We start from the raw sequence: 18344 nt of genomic DNA on the forward strand, positions 1-18344 counted from the left end.
CCATGTCAGTCCTCGAGATCCGCGACCTCCACGTCACCGTCGAGACGGACCAGGGCACCAAGCCCATCCTGAACGGCGTCGACCTCACCATCAACGAGGGTGAGATCCACGCGATCATGGGCCCGAACGGCTCCGGCAAGTCGACCCTCGCGTACACGATCGCCGGTCACCCCAAGTACACGGTCACCCGGGGCACGATCACGCTCGACGGCCAGGACGTCCTCGCGATGACCGTCGACGAGCGCGCCCGCGCCGGGATGTTCCTCGCCATGCAGTACCCGGTCGAGATCCCCGGCGTCACCAACACCAACTTCCTCCGCACTGCCAAGACCGCGATCGAGGGCCAGGCGCCGTCCATCCGCACCTGGGTGAAGGATGTCCGCGAGTCGATGAACGCGCTGCGCATGGACTCCTCGTTCGCCGAGCGCAACGTCAACGAGGGCTTCTCGGGCGGCGAGAAGAAGCGCAACGAGATCCTGCAGCTCGAGCTGCTCAAGCCGAAGTTCGCCGTGCTCGACGAGACCGACTCCGGCCTCGACGTCGACGCGCTGAAGATCGTGTCGGAGGGCGTCAACCGCGCCAAGGCCAACACCGGCCTCGGCATCCTGCTCATCACGCACTACACACGCATCCTCCGCTACATCAAGCCGGACTTCGTGCACGTCTTCGTCGCCGGCAAGGTCGCGGAGCAGGGCGGCCCCGAGCTCGCCGACCGCCTCGAGGAGGAGGGCTACGACCGCTACGTCGACGCCCCCGAGGCCGCATCCGCCTCCGCCGCCGAGCTCGCCGAGGCCTGAGCCCGGCCGCTCCACACCGCAGAGAGGTAGAATCCGATCATGCCCGCCACGCTGAGCCCGGCGCTCTTCGACCAGGTCGAGGAGGCGCTGAAGAACGTCATGGATCCCGAGCTCGGGATCAACGTCGTCGACCTCGGTCTCATCTACGACCTCGCCTTCGACGAGGAGAACAACGCGCTCATCATCTCGATGACGCTCACCAGTGCCGGCTGCCCGCTCACCGACGTGCTCGAGGAGCAGACCGCCGAGAGCCTGGACGGCATCGTCGAGGCCTTCCGCATCAATTGGGTGTGGATGCCGCCGTGGGGTCCCGAGCGGATCACCGATGACGGTCGCGACATGATGCGCGCCCTCGGCTTCGCCATTTAGCATTCCCCTCTTCCACAGTTCCGGACTTTTTCGAGCGCGCTGCCGCGCGTCCTCGAAAGAGTCCGGAACTGTTTGCTGAGAACTGAGAAGAAAGAGAAACCACGTGCTTGCCGTGCAGGGTCTTGAACTGCGCGTAGGCGCGCGCCTCCTCATGGAGGACGTGAGCTTCCGCGTCGCCGATGGCGACAAGATCGGGCTCGTCGGGCGCAACGGCGCCGGGAAGACGACGCTGACGAAGGTGCTCGCCGGCGACCTGCTGCCGACTGCGGGCAAGGTCGACCGTTCGGGCGACCTCGGCTACCTGCCGCAGGACCCGCGCTCCGGCAACCTCGACGACCTCGCGCGCACGCGCATCCTGGACGCCCGCGGCCTCGGTTCGATCGTGCTGGGGATGCGGGAGGCGACGCTCGACATGGCGAGCACCGACTCGGCCGTCTCCGAAGCCGCCATGAAGAAGTACGGCCGGCTGGAGGAGCAGTTCCACCTGCACGGCGGGTACGCGGCCGAGGCCGAGGCCGCATCCATCGCGTCGAACCTGAACCTGCCCGACCGCATCCTGGACCAGCCGTTGAAGACCCTGTCCGGCGGCCAGCGCCGCCGTATCGAGCTGGCGCGCATCCTGTTCTCGGACGCCCGTACGATGATCCTCGACGAGCCGACCAACCACCTGGATGCGGACTCCGTGATCTGGCTGCGCGAGTTCCTGAAGAACTACACCGGCGGCTTCATCGTGATCTCGCACGACGTCGAGCTCGTCGGCGAGACAGTCAACCGCGTCTTCTATCTGGATGCGAACCGCCAGGTCATCGACATCTACAACATGGGGTGGAAGAACTACCAGCGTCAGCGCGCCGCCGATGAGGAGCGCCGGAAGAAGGAGCGCGCCAACGCCGAGAAGAAGGCGGGGGCGCTGCAGCTCCAAGCCGCTCGGTTCGGCGCGAAGGCCACGAAGGCCGCCGCCGCCCACCAGATGGTCGCCCGCGCCGAGAAGCTGCTGGCCGGTCTCGAGGACGTGCGTCAGGCCGACCGCGTGGCGAAGCTGCGCTTCCCGACGCCGGCGCCCTGCGGCCGCACCCCGCTGCAGGCCAGCGACCTGTCGAAGAGCTACGGCTCGCTGGAGATCTTCACGGCCGTGGACCTCGCGATCGACCGCGGCTCGAAGGTCGTCGTTCTGGGGCTCAACGGTGCGGGCAAGACGACGCTGCTCCGGATGCTCGCGGGCGTGGATCGCCCGGACACCGGCCAGGTGGAGCCCGGTCACGGACTCCGCATCGGCTACTACGCGCAGGAGCACGAGACGATCGACGTCGAGCGCAGCGTGCTGCAGAACATGGTGTCGTCGTCGCCGTCGCTCACCGAGACGGAGGCGCGCAAGGTGCTCGGCTCCTTCCTCTTCACCGGGGATGACGCCCACAAGCCCGCGGGCGTGCTCTCGGGCGGCGAGAAGACCCGTCTCGCGCTCGCGATGATCGTCGTGTCCGGTGCGAACGTCCTGCTGCTCGACGAGCCGACGAACAACCTCGACCCGGCGAGCCGCGAGGAGATCCTGGATGCGCTGGCGCACTACGAGGGCGCCGTCGTCCTGGTCAGCCACGACGAGGGTGCTGTCGAGGCCCTGAATCCCGAGCGGGTGCTCATCCTGCCCGACGGCGTCGAGGACCACTGGAACCGCGACTACCTCGACCTGATCTCGCTGGCCTAGCCCTGCACGATTTGCGCCGAGGAGGCCGGGGTCAGCGCGCGGCGTCGAGAAGCTCGTCCTCGACGTCCGCGTCGGTGCGCCGGGCCCGGCGCCGGCGCTCGCGCTCCGCCGCCCGCGCCTTCTCGGCCGGGTCGTCGGAGTTGCGCTTGCGGTACTCGGTCACCAGCGCGTAGCCGAGACCGAAGAACCCGATCAGCGCGAAGATGATCCACTGGATCATGTACGACCAGTGGAGACCCTCGTCCTGGGTCGGGGGAGACGTCACGGTCGGTGTCGGGGCCGTCGCGGGGGCCGGATCCTCGCTGTCGAGCAGGCCGTACGCCCCGGTGTAGACCGCTGCGTCGCCCAACTTCTGCTTGACGACCGACAGCTGGATGGTGCCCACCTGGTCGCCGGTCGCCGTCCGTCCCGAGATCGCCGGCTCGCTCGCCTTGAGCCGCGCGACCACCGTGACCGTCCCGGCGGGTGCCGCGGGCACGTGGTCGGGGGAGTCGGTCGTGTTGCCGGTGGGGACCCATCCCCGGTCCACCACGAACAGCGAGCCGTCCGCCGTGCGCAGCGGGGTGAGCACTTCGAAACCGGGGCTGCCGTTGAAGGGGCGGTTCCGGACCAGCAGCTGCTTGTCGCGCTCATAGGTGCCGGTGACCGTGACCCGCCGCCACTCCTGCTTGGGCGAGTAGGCGGTGAGGCTGCTCAGCTCGTCGGTGAGCGGAGCCGGCTTCGAGTCGTAGTTCTCGGTGACCAGCGCGTTCGCGGCCGCCGCCTCCTTGCTCCGGGCGAGCTGCCAGTTGGAGAGGAATCCGCACGCGATCGCGAACACGATCGCGAACGCGAGGTACCCGAACCAGCGGCGCGAGATGGCGAAGCGCCAGCCCTCGGGCGCGCGGCCGCTCACGCCCTCGGCCGTTCGGGTTCGACCTCGGCTCCGGCGACTTCGGCCTCGTCCACGGACACGACGCGCAGCGGGAAGTCGCGCGCCGCGAGGAAATCGCGCAGGAACTCCACATGCTCATCGCACGCCAGCCAGACCTTCACCCGGTCTTCGGCGTGGATTCGCGGGTTGCGCCACTCGATCCGCCACGACGCCGTCGCGCGGCAGCCGGCGCGGGAGCACGTCAACGGCTCCGGCTCATCCGATCCGAGCCCGATCACTGGTCCTCCTGCTGGTCGTAGCGCGGCCCCGGTGGCGGGGGCGCCATTGGCAGGATATTGCCCGGACGCTGGACTTCTTCTCGACGGGGGTCGACCGAGACGTTCGCGATGACCACGGCGAAGTACGGCAGGAAGATCGCGCCGATCAGCGGGACGGCGGCCCACCACCCGGGAACGATCACGGCGACGATCAGGCACACGACGCGGATGCTCATGGCGACCGAATACTTGATCATCCGGTGCCGACGTTCCTCGTCGGGGGAGAGGGGCAGGCTCGTGATCGACGGAGCTGAGGGCTTCTTCATGTGCGTAGACACCAGAGTACGTCCATAAACTGGGTGGCGGTCCGTTCACGGACATCTTGCAGAAAGGAACCGCATGACCACGCCACGCACCGTCCTCGTCACCGGAGGAAACCGGGGGATCGGCTACGCCATCGCCGAGGAGTTCGTCGCCCAGGGGCACCGCGTCGCGGTCACCGCGCGGTCGGGCGAGGGTCCGGAGGGTGCGCTGACCGTGCGGGCCGACGTGACCGACGCCGCGTCCGTCGATGCCGCCTTCACCGAGGTGGAGGAGAAGCTCGGCCCGGTGGAGGTCGTGGTCGCCAACGCGGGAATCACCAAGGACACGCTGCTCATGCGGATGACCGATGAGGAGTTCGACTCGGTGATCGAGACGAACCTCGGCGGGGCGTTCCGCGTCGTCAAGCGTGCGAACAAGGGGATGCTCAAGGCGCGCTTCGGCCGCATCGTGCTGATCTCCAGCGTTGTGGGGCTGTTCGGCGGTGCCGGTCAGGTCAATTACGCCTCCTCGAAGGCCGGTCTCGTCGGCATGGCGCGCTCGATCACCCGCGAGCTCGGCGCGCGCGGCATCACCGCGAACGTGGTCGCCCCCGGCTTCATCGAGACGGACATGACGGCAGCCCTCCCCGAGGCGCAGCAGGCCGAGTACAAGAAGAGCATCCCGGCCGGACGCTTCGCCTCGCCGACGGAGGTCGCCAAGGTCGTCACGTGGATCGCGGGCGACGACGCCGGTTACATCTCCGGCGCGGTCATCCCCGTCGACGGCGGACTCGGGATGGGTCACTGACGCACTGAGGCGCGCGGCGCCGCCGGCGGTCAGCCGCGCAGGCCCAGGAGCGGGAGCACCTGCGACAGGTCGGCGCGGTCGACCACGACGTCGGCCTCCGCGCGCACCTTCGGCTTGGCGTTGAAAGCGACGGCGAGGCCGGCCTCGGCCATCATCCGGAGGTCGTTGGCGCCGTCGCCGATCGCGACGGTCTGGCTGAGGTGCACGCCGGCCGCAGCAGCCCAGAACAGCAGGGCCTGCGCTTTCGCGGCGGCATCCACCACGGGTCCGTCGACCTCGCCGGTCAGCACGCCGTCGGCGACGACCAGCCGGTTCGCTCGCCAGTGGTCGAGACCGAGACGCTCGCCGATCGGGTCGAGCAGCTCGTGGAAGCCGCCGGAGACCACACCGACGACTCCGCCGGCCGCGTGCACCCCGGCGATCAGCTCGGGGACGCCCTCCGTGACGCGGATGCGCTCACCGACGTGCTGGAACACCTCCGCCGGAAGGCCCGCGAGGGTGCGGACGCGCTCGCGCAGGCTCTCCTCGAAGTCGAGCTCACCGCGCATGGCGCGCTCGGTGATCTCCGCGACCTCTGTGCGGGAGCCCGCCTCCTCCGCCAGCAGTTCGATGACCTCGTCCTGAAGGAGGGTGGAGTCGGCATCGAGGACGACCAGGACCGACGCGATTCTGTGCGTTTCGTTCGTCATGGAACGACGTGCACGCCCTTGCCGACCACGGTGATGCCGGAGTCGGTGACAGTGAAGCCGCGTGCCCGGTCGCGATCCGGGTCCACGCCGATCTGCGCGCCCTCGGCGACCACCACATCCTTGTCGAGGATGGCGCGGCCCACGAACGCGTTCGGCTCGATGATCGCGCGCTCGAAGACCACCGAGTCGATGACCTTCGCGCCGGAGTCGACCTTCGCCCACGGGCCCAGCACGCTGCGCTCGAGGTGGGCGCCGGAGATCACGGACCCGAGCGACACGATGGAGTCGATGGTCGTGCCCAGCGCGCCGCGGCCGTCGCGCACGATCTTCGCCGGCGGGGAGTTGAGCACCTGGCTGAAGATCGGCCAGCTGTTGTTGTACAGGTTGAAGATCGGCAGCGCCGAGATGAGGTCCTGGTGGGCCTCGAAGAACGAGTCGATGGTTCCCACATCCCGCCAGTAGTAGCGGTCGCGGTCGGTCGAGCCCGGAACGTCGTTGTTGTTGAAGTCGTAGACGGCCGCCTCGCCGCGCGCCACGAAGTCGGGGATGATGTCGCCACCCATGTCGTGGTTGGAGTCGGGCCGGTCGCCGTCGCGGACCACCGCGTCGATGAGCGCGTCGGCGTCGAAGACGTAGTTGCCCATCGACGCGAGCACCTCGTTCGGCGAGTCCGGCAGGCCGATCGGGTCGCGCGGTTTCTCGCGGAACGCGCCGATGCGGTCGGGGCGCTCCGGCTCGACCTCGATGACGCCGAACTGGTCGGCCAGCCCGATGGGCTGACGGATGGCGGCGACGCTGGCGGGCGCACCCGACGCGATGTGGGCCTCGATCATCTGGGCGAAGTCCATCCGGTACACGTGGTCCGCGCCGACGACGACCACGATGTCCGGCTTCTCGTCGCGCAGCAGGTTGAGGCTCTGCAGGATGGCGTCCGCCGATCCGCTGAACCAGCGCTTCCCGAGACGCTGCTGCGCCGGGACCGAGGCGATGTAGGAGCTGGTGATGCCGTCCAGCCGCCAGGTCTGAGACACGTGGCGGTCGAGGCTGTGCGACTTGTACTGGGTGAGCACGACGATCTGGCGCAGTTGCGAGTTGATCAGGTTCGACAGGGCGAAATCGATGAGACGGTACTGCCCGCCGAACGGCACGGCGGGCTTCGCCCGGTCCGCCGTCAACGGCATCAGCCGCTTTCCCTCTCCGCCCGCGAGGACGATGCCGAAAATCTTCTTGCCTGGTGCCATGCCCCTAACAGTAGAGGCGAAGTGTTCGCTGTACTAGCGTTTTGGTCATGCGCGTCGATCTTCTCACCCGTGAGTACCCGCCGGACATCTACGGCGGTGCCGGGGTGCACGTCACCGAGCTGGTGAAGGCCCTGCGGGTCGACACCGAGGTGATCGTGCGGGCCTTCGGAGAGCGTCGGGAGGAGCCGGATACCGCGTCGTACCGCGTGCCCGCAGAGCTCGCGGATGCCAATGGCGCCATCGCCACTCTCGGTGTCGACCTGCAGATGGCGCAGGACTGCGGGGGAGCGGACGTCGTCCATTCGCACACCTGGTATGCGAATGGCGCGGGCCACCTGGCCAAGCTGCTGCACGGCGTCCCGCACGTCGTCACCGCCCACAGTCTCGAGCCGCTGCGGCCCTGGAAGGCCGAGCAGCTCGGCGGCGGCTACCGCGTGTCGAGCTGGATCGAGAAGACGGCCTTCGAGGCCGCCGACACCGTCATCGCGGTGAGCGACGGTATGCGGCGCGACATCCTCGCGGCCTACCCCGCCCTCGACCCGACCAAGGTCGTCACGATCTACAACGGCATCGACCTGGAGCGCTGGCAGCCGCTGCGCGACGACGACCGCGCGCGGGCCCTCGGGATCGACCCCGACCGTCCCGCCGTCATCTTCGTCGGCCGCATCACGCGCCAGAAGGGGCTGCCGTACCTGCTGCGTGCCGTGCGCCTGCTTCCCCCGGAGGTGCAGGTGATCCTCTGCGCCGGCGCGCCCGACACGCCGGAGATCCTGGCCGAGGTGAGCGGACTGGTCGAAGAGCTGCAGCACGAGCGGGACGGCGTCGTCTGGATCGACCGCCTGCTTCCGAACGACGAGCTGCGGATCGCGCTCACTGCATCCACCGTCTTCGTCTGCCCGTCGATCTACGAGCCGCTCGGGATCGTCAACCTCGAGGCGATGGCCTGCGGCCTGCCCGTCGTGGGCACGGCGACCGGCGGCATCCCCGAGGTGATCGTCGACGGCGTGACGGGGCGGCTGGTCCCGATCGAGCAGGCGCAGGACGGAACGGGGACGCCGACGCATCCCGAAAAGTTCGTCGCCGATCTCGCCGCCGCGCTCACGGAGGTCGTCAGCGACCCGGCCCGCGCGGCGGAGATGGGACGCGCCGGGCGCGAGCGCGCGGAGACGTCGTTCAGCTGGACCGCGATCGCGGAGCAGACCCGCGACGTGTACCGGTCGCTGGCGGGACGCGGGTCGCGCGACGGGTAGGCTGGAGGGCATGGCCGACAGCGTTCTCCTGCTCTCCGACGTGTCCGTTGTACGGGACGGCAACCCCGTCCTCCAGGGAATCGACTGGGCGGTCGCGCCGGACGAGCGGTGGGTGATCCTGGGCCGCAACGGCGCAGGCAAGACGACCCTGCTGCAGGTCGCCGCCGCCGCCCTCTACCCGACCTCCGGCGAGGCCGTGGTGCTCGGGGAGTCAGTGGGCCACACGGATCTCGCGGAGCTGCGCCCGCTGCTCGGCTTCGCCTCCAGCGCTCTCGCCCGCCGCATCCCGCGCAACGAACGGGTGCTGGATGTCGTGATGACCGCCGCGTACGCCGTCACCGGTCGCTGGAACGAGCTCTACGAGGAGATCGACGAGCGCCGGGCGCACCGCGTCCTCTCGGAGTGGCACCTCGACCACCTGGCCGAGCGCACCTTCGGCAGCCTCTCCGACGGCGAGCAGAAGCGTGTGCAGATCGCCCGTTCGGTGATGACCGACCCGGAGATCCTGCTGCTCGACGAGCCCGCCGCGAGCCTCGACCTCGGCGGCCGCGAGGAGCTCTTGCAGCTGCTCGGCGGTTACGCCAGCGACCCGAAGTCGCCCGCGATCGTGATGGTCACGCACCACGTCGAGGAGATCCCGCAGGCGTTCAACCGCGCGCTGCTGCTGAAGGACGGCGAGATCATGGCCCAGGGCCCGATCGACGAGGTGCTCACCAGCGAGAATCTGAGCGCGACCTTCGGCATCGACATCGAGATCAGCGAGTCCGACGGCCGCTACGCGGCGCGGTCTCGCCAGGGCGTCGAAGGCTGAGCACGCGCCCCTGATCTGCTAGACTCGATAGCTGGTCCCCGAACCGATCGTGCTGTCATGGCTCCGTTCGCTTCACGGGTCTGAAGCTTCCCGTCCACGCGGTCTGCGCGGACACGACCGAACCGACAACTAGCTGCAACAAGGAAGTCCTGATGAAGACTGGCATCCACCCCGACTACGCCCCGGTGGTTTTCCGCGACCTGGCCTCGGGTGCGACGTTCCTCACCCGCTCCACTGTCTCGAGCGACAAGACGATCGAGTGGGAGGACGGCAACACCTACCCGGTGATCGACGTCGAGATCTCGTCCGAGTCGCACCCGTTCTACACCGGCAAGCAGCGCATCATGGACTCCGCCGGCCGCGTGGAGAAGTTCAACTCCCGCTACAAGAGCTTCGGCAAGTAAGCCGCACGTACGAAGGCCCCCGTCCAGCAGGACGGGGGCCTTCGTCGTTTCCGGGGGACGGCGTCGGAGATTTGGAGTCCATTCTCCTTCGATAGCGGAAGGCGGGATGCGGCGGGCGCGGGTCAGTTGCCCTGGTAGTAGACGGCCGAGTTGGCGGCGGCCACGATGACGATGATCGTGACGATGATGCCGAGGGCCAGCGCGATGAAGCCGATGATGATGGCGGCGAGGGCGAGTCCGCGGCCCTGCTCGCCCGTGCGCTTGATCTGCGACAGGGCGATGAAGCCGAGGATGATGCCGAGGATGCTGATGAAGAACGTCGCGACGAACGCGACGATGGCCATGGTGTTCCAGCCGGGCTGTGCTCCGCCGTAGGGTTGCGAGTACTGCGGCTGCTGCTGGGGCGGGAGGGGCTGCGGGTTGAGATTCGAGTCGCTCATGCCGCCGAGAATAGCGGGACCGGCGGATCCACCAGTAGCCCCCAGCTAGAGGGGAGAGTGGATCAGCGCAGCGGCCAGGCTCCGGACGTCGTGAACTGCGGGTCGCGCTCGCGACGCATGTACTCCTGGAAGTCGGCCGCCTGCTCGCGGCACCAGTCGACCTGACGCTGGTGCAGCTCTGCGGCCTCCAACGCGAGAGCTTCGGCGTGGATGCGCGCCAGCGCCTGCGCCACGCGGCCCGCTGCGATCGCGTCCGCCCCCGCGTCGTGCGCGGCCAGAAGATCGACGCCGTAGTGCGTCGCCGTGACGGTCAGGGTGCGCTTGCCACGGCGGAACTTGTCCACCGCCTTGTCGATCACCAACGGGTCCACGATCGGACCGGGAGCGACCAGCGGCGCGACGTCGTAGCGGCGCGCCTCCCGGTCCAGCAGCGTGAAATCGTAGGGCGCGTTGTAGGCGACCACGGGGATGCCGCGGTCGAACAGGCTGCGCAGCTGCGCGACGATCGCGGCGACGGCGCGTGCCGCATCCATCCCGTCGGTGCGGGCACGCTCGGTCGTGATGCCGTGGATGGCCGTGGCCTCGGACGGGATCTCGACGCCCGGGTCGACGAGCCAGTCGCGCCGGTGGAGCACCTCACCGGTCTCGTCGAGCAGGCCGACGTGCGCGGTCACGATCCTGGCCGATTCGACGTCGATGCCGGTGGTCTCGAGGTCGAAGACGCCGAGTCGCTGGTGCCAGGTGCTCATGACCCAACGCTAAGCACCACCACCGTCATGCCGTCGGCAGGCACGCCGAGGTGCTCGTAGTTGCACGTACCGACGGCGTGTCGGGCGCAGGTTCGAGCACCTCAGCGAACGGGGCGGCGCTCAGTCGCGGCGCGGCTCCATGTGCAGCCAGTAGAAGTTCTGCGTGCCGAGGGTCAGCGTGAAGCGGCCGTCGTCGGCGACGGTCGGGAACTCGGCCCCGCCGAACAGGTCGTAGAGCGTGCTGCCGGCGAACTCCGGCGCCTCCAGCGTGACGGAGACGGGATTGTGCGCGAACGAGAACACGCACAGCACGTCCTCCGGCTGGTCGCCGAAGTGCGACCCGCTTCCGGCGTACGACCGCACGAACGCCAGCACGGACTCGTGATCGGTCGGCAGCACGCGGATGTCGCCGAGCCCGAAGACGGGATGCGCCTTGCGCACGTGGATGACGTTGCGGATCCAGTGCAGCAGCGAGCGGGACTGGGCGAGCTGCGCCTCAACGTTCACCTGGTTGTAGTGGAAGACCAGCGACTGGACGACCGGGAGGAATAGCTTGCCCGGGTCCGCGCTGGAGAAGCCCGCGTTCCGGTCCGGCGTCCACTGCATCGGGGTGCGGGAGCTGTCGCGGTCCGGCAGCCAGATGTTGTCGCCCATCCCGATCTCGTCGCCGTAGTAGAGGAACGGGCTTCCCGGCAGCGAGAACAGCAGCGCATGGGCGAGTTCCAGCTCGGCCCGGGAGTTGTCCAGCAGCGGCGCGAGCCGTCGGCGGATACCGATGTTGGCGCGCATCCGCGGGTCGTAGGCGTACCAGCCGTACATCGCCTGGCGGTACTCCTCGCTCACCATCTCGAGGGTGAGCTCGTCGTGGTTGCGGAGGAAGACGCCCCAGGCCGCGCCGTCGGGGACGTCCGTGGTCTCGGACAGCACCCGGACGAGTTCGCCGGCCTGCTGCGACCGCAGCGCGTAGAAGATGCGGGGCATGACGGGGAAGTCGAAGGCCATGTGGCACTCCGGCTCGTCCTCGCTGCCGAAGAACGCTGCGACCTCGCGGGGCCACTGGTTGGCCTCGGCGATCATGATGCGGCCCGGGTACTCGCGGTCGACCCACTCGCGCAGCTTGATGATGAACTCGTGCGTCTTCGGCTCGCCCTCGCCGTTGCCCTCGTCGGACTCGTAGAGGTACGGGATGGCGTCGAGCCGGAAGCCGTCGACGCCCAGGTCGAGCCAGAACCGGACGATGTCGTACATCGCCTCGTGCACCGCCGGGTTCTCGAAGTTGAGGTCGGGCTGGTGCGAGAAGAAGCGGTGGAAGTAGAACTGGCGCCGCGCCTCGTCGAAGGCCCAGTTGGAGTCCTCGGTGTCGACGAAGATGATGCGGATGTCCGGCCACTTGTCGTCCGTGTCGTTCCAGACGTAGAAGTCGCCGTACGGCCCCTCCGGGTCGGAGCGGGACTGCTGGAACCACTCGTGCTGGTCGGACGTGTGGTTGATCGGCAGGTCGATGATGATGCGCATGTTGCGCTCGTGCGCCTTGGTGACCAGCTCGCGGAACTCGTCGATCGTCCCGAACTCGGGGAGGATCGACTTGAAGTCGGCGACGTCGTACCCGCCGTCGCGCAGGGGCGACTGGAAGAACGGGGGAAGCCACAGCGCGTCGATCCCGAGCCACTGCAGGTAGTCGAGCTTCGAGGTGAGCCCGCTGATGTCTCCCGAGCCGTCGCCGTTGCTGTCGACGAACGACCGCACCATGACCTCGTAGAAGACCGACCGGCGGTACCACTGGGGGTCCAGGGCGAGTCCGGGCAGCGTGATGGGCGCGGTGAAGCTCACGGTTCTCCTTCAGAGCGGTGACGCTGCAAGCGATTGCAACCGTAGAAGTCTAGGACCTGCGGACGGTGCGCTGTCCAGTCCCTGCCTAGACTGTTAGCGATGACTGTCAGCTCGCCCTATGCCGCCGCCCTCGGGCGGGTGCCCGTGCGGGAGGGGACGGCCGATGTCCTCGGCTCGACCACCCGGTTCTGGGACTACGGCGACCCGGATGCAGCGACCACGCTGGTGCTCGTCCACGGCTTCCGCGGAGACCACCACGGACTGGAGCCGGTGGTGGCTCAGCTGGACGGCGTACGGATGGTCTCGCCCGACCTTCCCGGTTTCGGCGACTCGACGCCGATGACAGGAGCGGCGCACGACGTCGAAGGATACGGGAGCTGGCTCCGCGCCTTCGTGTCCGGCTTGGGACTGACCGGCCGGGTGGTGCTGCTCGGGCACTCGTTCGGGTCGATCGTCGTCGCCGGGTCGCTGGCCGCGGCATCCGACAGCGCCCGTCCGGACGCGGTGGTGCTAGTGAACCCGATCGGCCAGCCGGCCCTGCAGGGGCCGCGCGGCGTGCTCACGCGCCTGGCGATCTTCTATTACTGGCTCGCCGCCGTGCTTCCCGAGAGGCTCGGGTTCGCGCTGCTGCGCAACCGCGTGATCGTCCGTGTGATGAGCGTCGCGATGGCGAAGACCAAGGAGCCGGCGTTGCGTCGCTGGATCCACGACCAGCACGACCGCTACTTCTCGGCGTTCAGCGACCGCCGGGTGGTTCTGGAGGCGTTCCGCGCCTCGGTGTCGCACGACGTCAGCGAGTACGCGGCGCGCATCCCGGAGCCGACCCTGCTCGTCGCGGCGGAGAAAGACGACATCACCCCGATCGCGGCCGAGTACCGGCTGCAGAAGCTCTTCCCGCAGGCGAAGCTGGTGGCGATCCCGGAGGTCGGCCACCTCATCCACTACGAGACCCCGGAGGCGGCGGCCCGCGCCATTCAGGACTTCCTGAAGGCGCGCGCATGAGGATCCTGTTCGACTGCCGCTACACACGCATCGGCCGGCACGACGGCATCAGCCGCTACACGGCCGGGCTCGTCACCGCGCTCTCGAAGCTGCATCCGGTCACCATGCTGATCAGCGACCACCGGCAGCTGGAGTTGCTTCCGGACCTGCCGTGGGAGCTCATCCAGTCGCCCACGTCGATGGGGGAGCCGTGGGTGGCGCGGACCGTCAACCGGCTGAAGCCCGACATCGTCTTCACGCCGATGCAGACCATGGGCGCCTTCGGCCGGAAGTACCGCCTCGTGCTCACCGTGCACGACCTCATCTACTACCGGCACCCGACGCCGCCGCGCGATCTGCCGGCCTTCGTGCGCGGACTCTGGCGGCTGTACCACCTGGCGTGGTGGCCGCAGAGGCTGCTGCTGAACCGCTCCGATGCCGTCGTCACCGTCTCGGGGACGACGAAGGACCTCATCGCCGAGCACCACCTGACGAAGCGGCCGGTGCACGTCGTCCCGAACGCGGCCGACATGCCCGAGCTGGCGCCCGGCCGCGCTGAGCGCACGGCGCCCGAGAGCAAGAGCCTGGTCTATATGGGCTCGTTCATGCCGTACAAGAACGTGGACACGCTGGTGCGGGCGGTGGCGCTGCTGCCGGAGTACACCCTCCATCTGATGAGCCGGGTGCCCGATGCGGAACGGGAGCGCCTGAGCGCGCTCACGCCGGACGCGCGGCTGGTCTTCCACAACGGCGCCAGCGACGAGGAGTACGCGGAGACGCTGGCCGCCGCGACGGCGCTGGTGTCCGCCTCGCACGACGAGGGGTTCGGCATCCCGCTGGTGGAGGCGATGACGGTCGGCACGCCGGTGGTCGTCAGCGACATCCCGATCTTCCGCGAGATCGGCGGGGAGGCCGCGCTGTTCTTCGAGGCGGACTCGCCCGAGCAGGTCGCGGCGCGGGTGCGGCACCTCGAGGAGGACGGTGTCTGGGCGGCCCGCTCGGCCGCCGGCCATGCGCAGGCGCAGCGGTACACCTGGGACGGATCGGCCGAGCGGCTGCTGAACGTGCTGACAACGGTCGGCCCCCGACGCCGCCACTGACGTCTGGTTGACACGACACGCCGTCGGAGGGGACGCACGCGCGGCGTGTCGCGTCAAGCAGGCGCGTTACGTGCCCAGACCGCCGGGATGGGCGAGGCGCCAGCCGAAGCCCGGATCCGGGACGTCGCGCGCGAGCGCGAGCGGGACGGTCGCCGTGGACCCGTTGAGCGTGAACGTCCCCTGGCCGAGGATGTCGCCCTTGAATCCCGACGAGAGCGGCCGGGTCTGCAGGTCGACGGTGATGGGCGTGTCGGACCAGACCACGAACGACTTGGTCTCGGTCGCGATCAGCTTGGAGGTGACTCCCCAGGCGGTCGTGTAAGTCCCGAACACCTGCCCCTTCTCGACCGCCGTGACGGGATGGAACCCGGCCTTCATGCTGGTCAGCAGAGCCCGGACGCCCGCCCAGAGATCGTCGTGGGTGGGGGCTCCCAGCACGGCGCCGATGACGCGGACCTTGGTGGTGCCGATCGGGATCTCGGCCGAGAACAGCAGGCAGTTGCCGGCCTGGTCGGTGTTCCCGGTCTTGATGCCGTCCACACCCTCGAAGCCGAGCAGGGTGTTCGTGTTGTCCTGAGGTCCCGCGCCCGGCAGGGTCGCGCTCTTCTGGGAGACGATGGAGGTCAGCGCCGGAGACTGCAGAACCAGCTTTCCGATCCCGATCAGGTCTTTCGTCGTGCTCACGTTGCCGGGGTCGAGTCCGTCCGGCGTGACGATCTTCGTGCCCGTGAAGCCCTTCTGCGCGAGCCAGTCGTTGGCGGCCTTCACGTAGGCGCTCGTCGACCCGAACGCCCAGTTCGTCAGCGAGATCGCGTAGTTGTTCGCTGACGGGAGCAGCATCGCCTCCAAGGCCTGCTTCTCGGTCAAGGAAGTACCCGCGACGACGGGGGCCCACGATCCTCCGGCGCCCACGACCTCGTTCCAGATGTCGACGTCGCGCTGCGTGAACGCGATCTCCGGCCCTTGCTCGTCGCCCTTCAGGGGCTTCTTCTCCAGCACGACCAGGGCCGTGATGGTCTTGGTGATGCTGGCGATGGGAACGCTCGCGTCGCTTCCGTGCGTGGCGGACGCACCGGGATAGTCGGGCGCGACGATCGCCGACGAGCCGTAGGACGGCCACGCCAGCTGGGCGGCGGGCTGCACCAGCGACTTCTCGTGCGCGACGGCCGCTGCCGTGGCGGGGACCGGGGCCACCAGCGACCCGACGACGTAGACGAACGCCACCAGCACCGCGATCAGGATGCCGAAGACCACGATGCGGCGTCGGCGGTAGACATTGCGCGGAACTCGGCGCGGCGGATCGGCGAGGGCTTGCTGGGGCATCGCGTCGATTTTAGCCGGGGCTAGTGATGCGACGGCTGAGAACGCGCGCGCAACGCCCAGAGTGCCACCGCCGACGCGGAGGCGACATTGAGCGAATCGACCCCGTGCAGCATCGGGATGGTGACCACGGTGTCGGCGGCCGCGAGTGCCCGGCGGCTGAGGCCGTCGCCCTCCGCGCCGAACACCATCGCGACCCGTTCGGGCGGATCGGCGGCATACGCATCGAGGCCGACCGCGTCGTCGGCGAGCGCGAGGGCGGCGATCTCGAAGCCGGCGTCGTGGAGCAGCGGCACCGCCGCATCCCACTCGGGCAGCCGGGTCCACGGCACCTGCAGCACGGTCCCCATGCTGACGCGGACGCTACGGCGGTAGAGCGGGTCCGCGCAGCGCGGGGTGACCAGGACGGCGTCCGCCCCGAGACCCGCCACCGCACGGAAGATCGCCCCGACGTTGGTGTGGTCGACGATGTCCTCCAGCACGACGACGCGCCGCGCATCCCGCAGCAGGCCGGCGGGTTCGGGGAGCGCGGGCCGGTGCATCGCCGCCAGCGCGCCGCGGTGGAGGTGGTAGCCGGTCAGGCGCTCCAGCACGGCCGCGTCGCCGACGAACACGGGGACGTCGGGGAACGGCGCCAGCAGCGGCTCCATGTCGGGGAGCCACTGCTCCTGCAGCAGGACCGACCGCGGCCGGTGGCCCGCAGCGAGCGCCCGGGTGATGACCTTCGTCGACTCCGCGATGTACAACCCGCCGGCCGGCTCGCTGACGCGTCGCAGCGCGACGTCGGTGAGACGCGAGTAGTCGGCGAGGCCGTCGGCCTCCAGGTCGGCGATGCGGTGCAGGAGCATGCCTCAACATTGCCAGGCGCACGAAACAAAACCGAAAACTGGGGTGTTTAGACTTCAGAAGGACTTGGAGGTTGATGTGACCACGCTGACGACCGCGCTCTCGCCCGAGCTCGCCCGCGGCATCGACCAGACCGTCGAGCTGCTCTCCGGCCGGAGGTTCGCGGTTCTGACCGGGGCCGGCGTGTCCACCGACTCGGGGATCCCGGACTACCGCGGCGAGGGTGCGCCGAAGCGCACGCCGATGACGTTCCAGCAGTTCCTCGCCGACGACGGCTTCCGCAAGCGCTATTGGGCCGGAAGTCACCTCGGCTACCGCCGGTTCGCTGCCGCGCACCCCAACGACGGCCATCGCGCGCTCGTGCGACTCGAAGAGTCGGGTGCGGCCAACGGCGTCATCACACAGAACGTGGATGGCCTGCACAAGCAGGCGGGGTCGCGCAAAGTCGTCGACCTCCACGGAGCGATGGACCGCGTGCTCTGCCTGGTCTGCGGCCAGATCTTCGCCCGGGAAGCGATCACCGCGCGCATCGACGCGGCCAACCCGTGGCTCGACACCGACGGAGCCGTCGAGATCGCACCGGACGGCGACGCGATCGTCACGGACATCGACGCCTTCACCGTCCCGGACTGCACCGTCTGCGGCGGCCACCTGAAGCCGGATGTCGTCTTCTTCGGCGAGTTCGTCCCCGCCGAGAAGTACCGCGAGGCGAGTGCGCTGGTCCGCTCGGCCGACGCACTGGTGATCGCCGGGTCGTCGCTGGCCGTCAATTCGGGCATCCGCCTGCTCGAGGAGGCACGGCGTCGCCGCCTGCCGATCGTGATCGTCAACCGCGGCCAGACCAAGGGCGACGGGCGGGCGACCATTAAGCTGGATGGTGGGACGACCGAGACACTGGTCGAGCTCGCCAAGCGGCTGGGCTGACACCGACCGACTCACCCGCGTCCCGGACGAAAGGACGCGCGTGACCTTCATCTCGCTGGTGCGGCACGGACAGACCGACTGGAACCTCGCCAAGCGCATCCAGGGCTCCAGCGACATCCCGCTGAACGCGACGGGACGTGCGCAGGCCGAGACGACGGGTCTGGCTCTCGCCGGCGGACGGTTCGACGCGATCTACGCGAGCCCGCTCTCGCGTGCGCTCGACACCGCACGGATCATCGCCGGGCATGTCGGTCTGGGCGAACCCGCCCGGCTGCCCGCTGTCGCTGAGCGGCAGTACGGCGAGGCGGAGGGACTCACCGGCGAGCAGATCCTCGAGCGCTGGCCGGAGGGGCAGCCGGTTCCGGGCCGCGAGTCGCGCGATCAGGTCGTCGCCCGTGCGCTACCCGCCCTCCGTGAGCTGGGGGAGCAGCATCCCGGCGAGAACGTCATCGTGGTCAGCCACGGCGGCGTCATCTCGTCGCTGGTCCGGCACGTCACCGACCATGCGCTGCCGGGGCCGGGGGAGCTCATCCCCAACGGCTCGGTGCACCGTTTCCTGTACGACGACGGCGTCATCACCCTCGACCGGTTCAACCTGGGCCCGGAGGACCGCGACCTCTACACCGCGTCGGTGATGTGACGCGCGGCTG

Annotated in this window: 21 protein-coding genes; 11 read left to right on the plus strand and 10 right to left on the minus strand. The window is 69.0% G+C overall.

Going from position 1 to position 18344, the window contains the following annotated elements; genetic code table 11:
* Window positions 1–2 precede the first annotated feature (2 nt).
* From sufC to QRN40_RS15345, 3 genes are all read left to right on the plus strand, one after another.
* Complete coding sequence (sufC, locus tag QRN40_RS15335; RefSeq protein ID WP_285116645.1) at window positions 3–797, plus strand: Fe-S cluster assembly ATPase SufC; 795 nt, start codon at window positions 3–5, stop codon at window positions 795–797.
* 39 nt (window positions 798–836) lie between these two features.
* A complete protein-coding gene (locus tag QRN40_RS15340; protein WP_285116646.1) occupies window positions 837–1166 on the plus strand; it encodes a metal-sulfur cluster assembly factor in 330 nt (109 codons plus the stop codon).
* A 103-nt stretch (window positions 1167–1269) separates the two neighbouring features.
* Window positions 1270–2868, plus strand: coding sequence for an ABC-F family ATP-binding cassette domain-containing protein (locus QRN40_RS15345; RefSeq protein WP_285116647.1), 1599 nt, complete (start codon window positions 1270–1272; stop codon window positions 2866–2868).
* A gap of 31 nt (window positions 2869–2899) precedes the next feature.
* Here the strand turns inward: QRN40_RS15345 and QRN40_RS15350 are convergent, their stop codons facing one another.
* From QRN40_RS15350 to QRN40_RS15360, 3 genes are read right to left on the minus strand one after another with little or no spacing between them, the layout of a single operon-like run.
* The gene (locus QRN40_RS15350) at window positions 2900–3763 is read right to left on the minus strand and encodes an SURF1 family cytochrome oxidase biogenesis protein (RefSeq protein ID WP_285116648.1); all 864 of its coding nucleotides are present in this window, start codon (window positions 3761–3763) and stop codon (window positions 2900–2902) included.
* Window positions 3760–4020 (minus strand): hypothetical protein, encoded by a 261-nt coding sequence (locus tag QRN40_RS15355; RefSeq protein WP_285116649.1) that lies wholly within the window; start codon window positions 4018–4020, stop codon window positions 3760–3762. The genes QRN40_RS15350 and QRN40_RS15355 overlap by 4 nt, the downstream gene beginning before the upstream one ends.
* Window positions 4017–4325: a DUF3099 domain-containing protein gene (locus QRN40_RS15360; RefSeq protein WP_285116650.1), complete on the minus strand. Its 309-nt coding sequence runs from the start codon at window positions 4323–4325 to the stop codon at window positions 4017–4019. The genes QRN40_RS15355 and QRN40_RS15360 overlap by 4 nt, the downstream gene beginning before the upstream one ends.
* Window positions 4326–4398: 73 nt before the next feature.
* Here QRN40_RS15360 and fabG point away from each other — a divergent pair, with 73 nt between their 5' ends.
* On the plus strand, window positions 4399–5109 hold the full coding sequence (gene fabG, locus QRN40_RS15365) for a 3-oxoacyl-ACP reductase FabG (RefSeq protein ID WP_285116651.1): 711 nt from the start codon (window positions 4399–4401) through the stop codon (window positions 5107–5109).
* Window positions 5110–5138: 29 nt separating this feature from the next.
* Here the strand turns inward: fabG and serB are convergent, their stop codons facing one another.
* Both serB and QRN40_RS15375 read right to left on the minus strand, forming a co-directional pair.
* Window positions 5139–5798: a phosphoserine phosphatase SerB gene (gene serB, locus QRN40_RS15370; RefSeq protein ID WP_285116652.1), complete on the minus strand. Its 660-nt coding sequence runs from the start codon at window positions 5796–5798 to the stop codon at window positions 5139–5141.
* Window positions 5795–7039: a glucose-1-phosphate adenylyltransferase gene (locus tag QRN40_RS15375; protein WP_285116653.1), complete on the minus strand. Its 1245-nt coding sequence runs from the start codon at window positions 7037–7039 to the stop codon at window positions 5795–5797. The genes serB and QRN40_RS15375 overlap by 4 nt, the downstream gene beginning before the upstream one ends.
* A gap of 47 nt (window positions 7040–7086) precedes the next feature.
* Between QRN40_RS15375 and glgA the strand changes: the two genes are divergently transcribed.
* The 3 genes from glgA (at window position 7087) to QRN40_RS15390 (ending at window position 9504) form a co-directional block, all read left to right on the plus strand.
* Window positions 7087–8289 carry a glycogen synthase gene (gene glgA, locus QRN40_RS15380; protein WP_285116654.1) on the plus strand — a complete coding sequence of 401 codons (1203 nt, stop codon included), beginning with the start codon at window positions 7087–7089 and terminating at the stop codon, window positions 8287–8289.
* 10 nt (window positions 8290–8299) lie between these two features.
* Window positions 8300–9100 carry an ABC transporter ATP-binding protein gene (locus QRN40_RS15385; RefSeq protein ID WP_285116655.1) on the plus strand — a complete coding sequence of 267 codons (801 nt, stop codon included), beginning with the start codon at window positions 8300–8302 and terminating at the stop codon, window positions 9098–9100.
* A 152-nt stretch (window positions 9101–9252) separates the two neighbouring features.
* Window positions 9253–9504, plus strand: a complete 252-nt coding sequence (locus QRN40_RS15390) for a type B 50S ribosomal protein L31 (RefSeq protein ID WP_018191113.1) — start codon at window positions 9253–9255, stop codon at window positions 9502–9504.
* A gap of 122 nt (window positions 9505–9626) precedes the next feature.
* Here the strand turns inward: QRN40_RS15390 and QRN40_RS15395 are convergent, their stop codons facing one another.
* From QRN40_RS15395 to treS, 3 genes are all read right to left on the minus strand, one after another.
* Window positions 9627–9944: a DUF4190 domain-containing protein gene (locus tag QRN40_RS15395; protein ID WP_285116656.1), complete on the minus strand. Its 318-nt coding sequence runs from the start codon at window positions 9942–9944 to the stop codon at window positions 9627–9629.
* Between the two features lie 62 nt (window positions 9945–10006).
* Complete coding sequence (locus QRN40_RS15400; RefSeq protein ID WP_285116658.1) at window positions 10007–10693, minus strand: exonuclease domain-containing protein; 687 nt, start codon at window positions 10691–10693, stop codon at window positions 10007–10009.
* A 120-nt stretch (window positions 10694–10813) separates the two neighbouring features.
* On the minus strand, window positions 10814–12523 hold the full coding sequence (gene treS, locus QRN40_RS15405) for a maltose alpha-D-glucosyltransferase (protein WP_285116659.1): 1710 nt from the start codon (window positions 12521–12523) through the stop codon (window positions 10814–10816).
* Between the two features lie 99 nt (window positions 12524–12622).
* On the opposite strand from treS, the gene QRN40_RS15410 reads away from it, so the two are divergent.
* Together QRN40_RS15410 and QRN40_RS15415 are read left to right on the plus strand one after the other, a co-directional pair.
* Window positions 12623–13525: an alpha/beta fold hydrolase gene (locus QRN40_RS15410; RefSeq protein ID WP_285116660.1), complete on the plus strand. Its 903-nt coding sequence runs from the start codon at window positions 12623–12625 to the stop codon at window positions 13523–13525.
* The gene (locus QRN40_RS15415) at window positions 13522–14604 is read left to right on the plus strand and encodes a glycosyltransferase family 4 protein (RefSeq protein ID WP_285116661.1); all 1083 of its coding nucleotides are present in this window, start codon (window positions 13522–13524) and stop codon (window positions 14602–14604) included. Before QRN40_RS15410 ends, QRN40_RS15415 begins: the two co-directional genes overlap by 4 nt.
* A 66-nt stretch (window positions 14605–14670) precedes the next feature.
* On the opposite strand, the gene QRN40_RS15420 is transcribed toward QRN40_RS15415, so the two are convergent.
* Both QRN40_RS15420 and QRN40_RS15425 read right to left on the minus strand, forming a co-directional pair.
* Window positions 14671–15927 (minus strand): D-alanyl-D-alanine carboxypeptidase family protein, encoded by a 1257-nt coding sequence (locus QRN40_RS15420; RefSeq protein ID WP_285116662.1) that lies wholly within the window; start codon window positions 15925–15927, stop codon window positions 14671–14673.
* A 20-nt stretch (window positions 15928–15947) separates the two neighbouring features.
* Window positions 15948–16772, minus strand: a complete 825-nt coding sequence (locus QRN40_RS15425; RefSeq protein ID WP_285116664.1) for a TrmH family RNA methyltransferase — start codon at window positions 16770–16772, stop codon at window positions 15948–15950.
* 85 nt (window positions 16773–16857) lie between these two features.
* On the opposite strand from QRN40_RS15425, the gene QRN40_RS15430 reads away from it, so the two are divergent.
* On the plus strand, window positions 16858–17694 hold the full coding sequence (locus QRN40_RS15430) for a Sir2 family NAD-dependent protein deacetylase (RefSeq protein ID WP_502878941.1): 837 nt from the start codon (window positions 16858–16860) through the stop codon (window positions 17692–17694).
* Window positions 17695–17734: 40 nt separating this feature from the next.
* On the plus strand, window positions 17735–18334 hold the full coding sequence (locus QRN40_RS15435) for a histidine phosphatase family protein (protein ID WP_285116666.1): 600 nt from the start codon (window positions 17735–17737) through the stop codon (window positions 18332–18334).
* Window positions 18335–18344 lie beyond the last annotated feature (10 nt).

This window comes from Leifsonia sp. fls2-241-R2A-40a, assembly GCF_030209575.1.
Taxonomy (GTDB): Bacteria; Actinomycetota; Actinomycetes; order Actinomycetales; family Microbacteriaceae; genus Leifsonia.